At 40.1% G+C, this 8,705-nt stretch carries 6 protein-coding genes; 1 reads left to right on the forward strand and 5 read right to left on the reverse strand.

What is annotated here, in order from left to right; translation table 11 throughout:
- The 3 genes from NWP21_RS00295 to NWP21_RS00305 form a co-directional block, all read right to left on the reverse strand.
- On the reverse strand, positions 1-1,344 hold a 1,344-nt coding region (locus NWP21_RS00295), incomplete at its 3' end, for a phospholipid carrier-dependent glycosyltransferase (protein ID WP_280791180.1).
- 183 nt (positions 1,345-1,527) lie between these two features.
- The gene (locus NWP21_RS00300) at positions 1,528-3,021 is read right to left on the reverse strand and encodes a hypothetical protein (RefSeq protein WP_280791181.1); all 1,494 of its coding nucleotides are present in this window, start codon (positions 3,019-3,021) and stop codon (positions 1,528-1,530) included.
- 20 nt (positions 3,022-3,041) lie between these two features.
- Positions 3,042-3,878 carry a polysaccharide deacetylase family protein gene (locus tag NWP21_RS00305; protein WP_280791182.1) on the reverse strand — a complete coding sequence of 279 codons (837 nt, stop codon included), beginning with the start codon at positions 3,876-3,878 and terminating at the stop codon, positions 3,042-3,044.
- 224 nt (positions 3,879-4,102) lie between these two features.
- Here NWP21_RS00305 and NWP21_RS00310 point away from each other — a divergent pair, with 224 nt between their 5' ends.
- Positions 4,103-4,852, forward strand: a complete 750-nt coding sequence (locus NWP21_RS00310) for a Uma2 family endonuclease (protein ID WP_280791183.1) — start codon at positions 4,103-4,105, stop codon at positions 4,850-4,852.
- Between the two features lie 165 nt (positions 4,853-5,017).
- On the opposite strand, the gene NWP21_RS00315 is transcribed toward NWP21_RS00310, so the two are convergent.
- On the reverse strand, positions 5,018-7,399 hold the full coding sequence (locus tag NWP21_RS00315; RefSeq protein WP_280791184.1) for a ComEC/Rec2 family competence protein: 2,382 nt from the start codon (positions 7,397-7,399) through the stop codon (positions 5,018-5,020).
- 196 nt (positions 7,400-7,595) lie between these two features.
- Positions 7,596-8,483 carry a glycine--tRNA ligase subunit alpha gene (glyQ, locus tag NWP21_RS00320; protein ID WP_271730894.1) on the reverse strand — a complete coding sequence of 296 codons (888 nt, stop codon included), beginning with the start codon at positions 8,481-8,483 and terminating at the stop codon, positions 7,596-7,598.
- Positions 8,484-8,705 lie beyond the last annotated feature (222 nt).

Raw genomic sequence — 8,705 nt, forward strand, 5'->3', positions numbered from 1 at the left:
ACCCAGATTAAAGGTAACTGTAATGGCGCTAAGTAATCCCATCACCCAAATCAGGATGACAGCTTGTTTACCGGTGATACCCCATTTACCAATGTTGGGATTTTGATAACAACTTGCTAGAGTCGCACCCAGGAGGATAATCACAGCGGGAAAGTAAACAAAACTATAACGAGCGCCTCGTGTAATATCTATACCCAGAAAGTAAGTAAAGCAGAAAAATAAAGCGATCGCTCCTAATATTACCCCAGCAAATACCTGAGTGATGAAAATAGTTTCAGGGTTTTGTAGTTGTACTTTAATGCCAGCAATTAAAATAGGTATTGCCCAAATAAAGAAAATTAACATCACCAACCCAGAGAGAATGACCACCGTTAACTGTGGTGCTTCCACTGGGAGGAGCGAAATCATGGTAATCCAGGTGGCTAAAGCTTGGAAAATAGGGCTAATCCAAGTTAATCCCACCCGTTCACCTCGAATCCACTCTGTTAAAGCACCAAGATCACGATTTCGTAACCAGGTAGGTAACCAAACTAACCCAGCTACAGCAGTAGCAACTGCAATCAAATATATTCGCCGCCAACTGGGAGAGAGTAACACCCAATTTTTTGCCCGTCCTTGTTGTTTCCCAGCTACAAAAATCAACACTAAAGCTATAGCGCCCAGAGTCAAGACAAAAAAGTAATGAGTAGCAATACCCAAGGCGTTAATACCTACCCAAACAACAATTAACCACAGGGGTAATAAGGTTTGGTTTTGTAGGTGACGCCTAGCAATTACTAAGCAACCTAGGGAAGCCATTATCCAGAGGATAGCCAAAGTATAATGACGTGCTTCCTGTGCTAAATAAATACCGTAGGGTGAAACTGCGATCATCGCCGCTGATAATTGTCCCACTAATGCAGAACGAAAAGCTAACTTACCCAAGATATAAGCACAGGGAATAGAAACTGCACCCAGTAAAGCGGGAAATGAGCGCGCAGCAAATAATGATACTATACCTTCTTGATTGGGAAATAACTTCATCCACAGATGAACCAGTACAAAATATATGGGTGGATGGTTATCTTCTGTGAGCAGATGATGAATTACATCCCCCACACCAGCGGCGGGATTTATCTGTAATGGCTGCAATAATATATCAGGGGCGATCGCTTGATCTAAGGGTATTGGTAAAAAACTATTTCCCAAGCTAAACACCAAAGTAGCCATTTCATCAGTCCAAGGTGGTTTAGCTGTTAAGTTGGTGAACCGTAAAGCCACACCTATTATGAACCATATCAGCAACAGTAAAGGATGAAACCAGGGAGCAGAAACCGTAGAGCGCCAATCTTGATTGAAATACATATAGTCATCCTATTTGACTTGAGAAATTATCAGTGAGGAAAGGAAACAGGGAACACACCGAACAGGGAACACACCGAACAGGGAACAGAAATTGTTCATGAATCATTTAGGATTGCTATATACTTGTAGAATTTTGGCTGGCTGAAGTTAATTAAATAATGTACTAATCTCTCCTAAGTTTATCTATTGTTTGACCTCGGATATTTTACGATAAATTTGTGTGTCTTCCATGTTCCTTAATAGGATATAATCTGCTTTGAGTGTTGTTTCCAGTAAGGCGATCGCTTCTGGATGATCTTGTAAATACCAAACATTTTCCTTTTTGACAATAAACTCAGGTTTTTGTGCCAACACTTCCAGTAATGCTTGATTAGTATTAGCAGTTTGACCTTGGAGAACACGTAGTAAATATTCTTTGGATATATTTGATGGATGGGTGACTATTTTTGTAGGCGGTTTCAGGTTCAGGAGCCAATAAACCAGATGATGATCCATCATATATGCTGTAATATTACTTCCTCCCTGTTCAGCTAAATATTTAGCTAAATCATATTCTTTACCATAGAAGATTGATTGTTGTGTCACCAGACGCGTCCCTATAGTTTTGTATTCATTCAAACTGGGTGTAACCGTGAGCATCAATGTGACTATGAGTATAAAATAACCTACTTTTAAGTTGAAATCCAAGATTTTCATCAACCAAGATGCCAATACGACCCCCAAAAAAGGAGCCAATTGAATCATATAATGACTATGTGCCGCACCACTATTTAAAATTGACCACTCAGTACCTAAGAAGTAGATGGATAAGTATATTAATCTATTTTGGTTATCTGAATATTTTTCCTGTTGTTTAATAATTAAAATAAGCTGATAACAACCTATTAAAAATATAATCCCCCAAATATCGTAAATTTGCTTAAAGATAATTTGCCAAAATGTTATTTGAGAATGGGAGTAAGCTAATGATGCATCAATCACCGCAGCTTTAAATAGTGCAACATTGTTTGTCGCCATGTATGGTAAAAACAAAAATATGAATGGAATTAAACACCCAATTCCATAGGCAAACATGGAAAAGCTTTTACAACCTGAATTAAAATTGATACTTTTAAATGCAATATATAAACCTAAAATTAATGCTAAATAAGCCAAATTTAGGCGAATCATACAAGCGGTTCCCATGAGGAAACCAACCATAAAAAATTTTAGATTTATTAACTTATACTCCCTCAATAGCAGGGCTAATGAACCGAGTAAAGGTACAATAGCTATATGCTCGGTCATAGTAGATTTACCATCCATCAACGGACCAGTTAAAATAACAAAGACCATAGCAGCTAATATACTAAGTTTCTGACTCCATACACAGCGACAAATATAGTAAGTCAGAATGGCTGATATGATTACGCATATTGTCCCAAATAGGCGAATAGATATGATAGATTTACCAACAGCTAAAATAGGTAAGGCATAGCTAAAGAATACGAGTGGTGGCTTTACATCCCATATTTCCACATATGGTAAGTTACCATCTAAAATGGACTGACCCATTAAAATAAATGTACTTTCATCCCAATTGAATGTAGAACGGAAGAAAAAGGGTAAGCGGAAGAACAGAGTAAATAGAGTTATAATACACAGATGCCAATATCTCATGATGGGTATTTTTACCATTTATCCAAGTCCTAAAAGAGTTAATTTTGTAGACACATATTTACTGATTTAACTATAGTTCCTCTCTTCAATAACTCGGATACGGTCACAAAGTTATATCCCTGGGGAGTGTAAGCACTCAAAATTCTTTCCACTACTTCTACAGTATTATGGCGACTAGCATATACTCCCCCTTTCGCGACACCATCGGAGTCATGTAAAAGTATGATGCTCCCATTGTGAAAGCTTTTTTCAAATATATTCATCATTTCCCCCGCTGACCTACCTCGCCAGTCCTGTAAATCCACATCCCAAAATATAATGGGTTTTTGCATCTGCTTTAAAACATTAGTGACAAACAAGCCAGCCCGACCAAAAGGAGGTCTAAAATAAATCTTGTGGGAGTATCCCAACTGATTAATTAAAGCATCGGTTTGTGTAACTTCCCGATAAATAGAATTTTCCATCTGAGTATTCAGGTTGTAATGATTCCAAGTATGGTTAGCTATTTCATGTCCCTGGTTTTCTAAAGATTGGATAATCTGGGGATACTGTTGGCTGTGTTTTCCTAACACAAAAAATGTGCCCTGGGCTTGGTAATCTAAAAGTGTCTGAGCAATTGCTCTTGTGTATACTGGGTCAGGTCCGTCGTCAAATGTCAGTGCTAAAACTTTATCAGGAGTATTGACACAAAATACTGATTCTCCAAAGACTGTGGGAAGTAGAAAACGCTGTGGCCAAGCGAAGTTTAAAAAACAGTAAATCCCTATAACCAACCACAGGAGAGGTAATAATTTCGGAAATTTAACTTTAGTTTTACTATCTTTGCGAAGACGCAGAGAATAAAACCTCTGCGAAAAAGGCTTACGTAAATGCATGACTACGGTTAAATATGTATATTTGTTGAAAAAAAAATATTGCAGCGGTAATAGTATATCAGATTACAGGTATATTTGTATATAATTAGACTAATATTTGAGATTTCCTACACTGCTGTGGTTTTCATCTCAGGACGCAAATCACTCTAACTTCTAGCTTCAGTATCCTACAGCCCAGCTACCCAGGGAATATAATAAATAGAAAATAGTGCAAAATAAAACCTATGGCTATAACAGCACGAGAGATAGAGGCATTAATGCCAGATTGCACACAACTACTCAGTGATGAGCCGGAAATGGAGAGTTCTTTACACTATACACAACTATTGATACTGGTAACGTGCTTAGAGTGGTTGTGGAGAGATAGGGAGGATTTCTTTATCGGCGCGAACCTAACTATTTACTATAGCCGTCAACAGTTAAAAAATCGAGAGTTTAGAGGCCCAGACTTTTTTCTGGTTAAAGATACAGAAAAACGCCCCCGTACTTCTTGGGTGGTATGGGAAGAAAACGGTAATTACCCCAATTTGATTATTGAATTACTCTCTGAGTCTACAGCTAAGGTAGACCGGGGGTTAAAGAAACAACTATATCAAAACCAGTTTCGCACTCCTGAGTATTTTTGGTTCTCACCTAATACTTTAGAGTTGGTAGGATTTCGTTTAGTTGGAAGTGAGTATCAGGATGTCACACCCACTGAGCAGGGTTGGTTATGGAGTCAAGAATTAGGCTTATATTTGGGAATTTTTGACGGTAAATTACGTTACTTTCATTGGGATGGACAATTGGTACCCACCCCTGAGGAAGCTGTTTTAGAAGAAGTGCAAAAGGCTGAAGCTGAACGTCAAAGGGCCGAAGCTGAACGTCAAAAGGCTGAAGCTGAACGTCAAAGGGCGGATGAAGCCGAAAGGAGAGCAATTATTTTGGCTCAACGTTTAAGAGCATTAGGTATTGAACCTGATAATATTGTGTAAGGGTTGACACTCCCCCGGGCTAAAATCCGGGGGGACTAAACTCATTAGGAGTGATAATATTTTTGTAGTTGGTGATTTGGCTCATTTCTCCCATCAAAATGGGAAACCTTTACAAGTGTTCATGGGAACGTTTCTATACCTAGATTTACCAATTGAGGAATTTCATCAAAAAAAGGTAGATTTATTTTCAGTTTGTTGAATAAAGGCCTCAAATTGATTATTGGGTGTCCATTGGATAGCGCCGTCATCTCTAGTAGAAAATAGCTGTGTCTGGTTTTGACTCAGATTAGATAAGGTTTTTGAGTCTAAATTAGTATAAGAGGCTATGGCCACCTGTGGTTGGAGCATTTGTACTAAATCTGACAAGGACTCAGGTCTACACCACAGTACTTGTGGACGCACCAAGCTACCTGCTTTGACTAGCTGTTCTACCTCCTGAGCCTTGACATCCCCCACCAATAGCCAATTCTGTCCTTGAATTTGCAGTTTTAAGACAGGTAACTGGTCATTAATTAACTGAGCAGTTACTGAACCAGTATTGACTATTTGACCAGGTGCTAAAGGTTGGTGTATTCCTCGTTGCTTTTGCACTTGCTGTTGAATTGCCTGATTAGCAATGTTGTCTGTGAGGTTGGCTGAATATTCATAAAAGTTATTTATTCTTATAGCTTGTAGTATTTCCAACCAAGCGCTAGTTTCCTGGTATTTTAAATTACTGCTGATTCCGCTGCGCTCAGTGCCAAAGGCGATCGCCGAATCTATGTGATTAATGCCCTGCTGTTGTAAAAATGGTAAAATTGTGAAGCGTCCAGTCCCCTGCTTTCCACTATTAATTAGTGTCACCTTTCCCCGATCCTGAATGACTACAACTGGTTGTTTACCTGCTGCTAGGACTGTGACCCTAAATAATGTATTGGCAGAATGCCAAAAGGGGATGAGTACCAAACCGATGGCCATGAAACTGGCCAATAACCAGCGTTTTTGCCACCAAGGTACTAGCCAAACCGAAATCACCAGTGCATATATTGCTAGCAATTGCCACGTAGATATACTACCCAAATTCAGAGAATTACCGGGAAAGCTTCTAAATAATTGTACTAATTTAAATAACCAGTCAGTAGGGTAATATAATAGTCCTGCTAAGGTGCTGCCACCTGTAGGCCAAACTAATGCTGCTATGGCGCTAATAATCCCACCTATACTAATGGTTGCAATCAAAGGTGTGCTGATCATATTCAATATTACACCGTAAGCAGGCATCACCCCAAATACAAAAAGTTGCACTGGTAAAGTCCAAATTGTCGCAGCCAGGGGAACGGCAATCAAGGAAGTGATGACCGGTGGTAACCAATCTAAGCGTTTTACCAATGGGGGAACTGTGACCACTAACCCTAGTGTGGCTAAAAAACTCAATTGAAAGCCTAAATCCCAAATCCATAGGGGATTAATTAACAATAATAAAGTGGCTGCTAATAACAGAGAGCCAAATTTTTTAACTTTTCTTTGTAATAATAAACCCACTAAAGCCGCAAAACCCATAATTACCGCCCTGAGTACTGAAGGTTGGAACCCTGTTAAACTCAGGAAAATAATTAAGGCTAAACAGCCAAAAGTAAACCGCGTTCTCGCAGCTGCACGGCTTGTCAACTGCATTACCAAACCTAACACTAAAGAAACGTGAAATCCTGAAGCTGCTAAAGTATGAGCCAATCCAGCTTTGATAAACAAATCACGGATATCGTGGGGTAAATCAACTGCTTTGCTACCTAACACCATTGCACTTACCAATGGACCATGTGGAACACCCAGGCTTTGAGTGTGCGATCGCACAATTCGCTGCCGAACTTGCCACCATCCCCACGGACGTTGATTATACTCATCCAGGAAAGTAATCTGTCTTCCACTCAAACCCGCAAATATTCCTTGGTAATTGAGAAACTTCTGAAAATCGAAACCACCAGGGTTGTATGCTGTTCTTGGCTGGTATAAAACTCCCGTCACAGCAATTTGTTGACCGGGATATAACCCAGTAGCCTGGAGCAAGGGTACTGTTACATATAATTTTCCCGTCACACCTTTAGCCGCATCTAGCGGGCCAGCTTCATTCTTAACTTGATCAACCTGAGTAGCTGCTAATAAAAATTGTCCTCGTTGGTTGCGAGTTAAACGGGGGTTACTTATCACTTGACCACGAACCATCACCAGTTGTTGCTGATTACCATTATTTTCCGATACCAACAATGTACTAATATCTTGCGCTCCGGGTTGGGGCGATCGCCATTGAAAATATACACTTGCTAATAACCCCACTAAACCGGCAACTAACCATATTCTAGAATGAGGAATATTTGACCAGATATTTCTTAATCCCTGATTTGTATTGCCATCATTTGGGTATTGTGTAGCCTTCCCTAATCTGCGTTTTCTCAACAGAACCGCTGCTACCATCCCTAAACCTAAAACCCAAAACCCACCCCAAGGTACCGAGGTAAACAACAACCCTAAAATAAAACCAAGACAGATAACCACACCACTCGTCGGAATCATAAGTCACTCGTCAAAAGTAAAGCAAACATAATAACTCTTTAGGCTCCCAAACTGGCTGATTTGCCCTCTTAGTTAGGACTGAGGCAAAAAAACCTCACTTTTTCAGGTTGAGTGTCCATTCTAACTCTCATTAGTCAGTGCAATCTGTGATTTCTTCTCAGTTTACCTGTGCCTCAGTCCTGTTATTGTTTTACATTCAAGAGCTACAAACCTTTATCCCCTTGAGTAAAGGAAAACCCAACTTTTCCCGTTGCTCAACATATAGATGAGCCACCTTCCGAGCCAAATGACGAATCCTGCCAATGTAACGAGTTCTCTCCGTCACCGAAATTACGCCTCTAGCATCCAGTAAGTTAAAGGTATGTGAACACTTCATAACATAATCTAGGCTGGGTACCACCAAACCACGCTCAGTTAATTGCCCAGCCTCCTGCTCATATAAATTAAACAGTGTTAACAGCAACTCAGGATTAGACCCTTCAAAGTTATAAGTACACTGCTCAATCTCACTTTGTAGGAAAACATCACCATAAGTGATGTTGTCAGTCCAAGCAATCTTAGTAATGGCTTCCACTTGCTGGAGGTACATCACCAACCGCTCTAACCCATAGGTGATTTCAATCGATACGGGACGACAATCAATTCCCCCACACTGTTGGAAATAGGTAAATTGAGTAATTTCCATCCCATCTAACCAAACTTCCCAACCAGTTCCCCAAGCACCCACCGTCGCATCTTCCCAGTTATCTTCCACAAATCGAATATCGTGGTCTTCGGGACGAATCCCCAGAGCAGACAAAGAATCAAGGTAAATTTCTTGAATATTATCTGGCGAGGGCTTAATCAGAACTTGATACTGATAATAGTGTTGAAAGCGATTGGGGTTTTCACCGTAGCGTCCATCAGTAGGACGACGGCATGGTTCAACATAAGCCACTGACCAAGGCTCAGGTCCCAAAGCCCTTAAAAATGTATGGGGGTTTTTAGTACCCGCTCCCTTCTCAATGTCATATGGTTGGGCAATTAAGCAACCACGGTCACCCCAAAACTGATGCAATAAACTAATCACAGACTGAAAATTCACGCTCTACCCTCCCTTAGTCAGCAACTGGCATACACTATTGTTGCCTACAACCTAGCACTGTGGCGAGTTTCAGAGAGATGAAAAAAAAATCTGCAAAAATTAGAAAAAAAGAGTTGACAAAGCTAGAGACAGTAGCTATATTGGATAAGTGCCTGAGAGACAAGCGCTGCAAAGCGGAGTCCGAGGGAACACCGAACCATGAAAATATTATAGTTTGAAAGC

Source organism: Anabaenopsis sp. FSS-46, assembly GCF_029891665.1.
GTDB classification, from domain to species: domain Bacteria; phylum Cyanobacteriota; class Cyanobacteriia; order Cyanobacteriales; family Nostocaceae; genus Anabaenopsis; species Anabaenopsis arnoldii.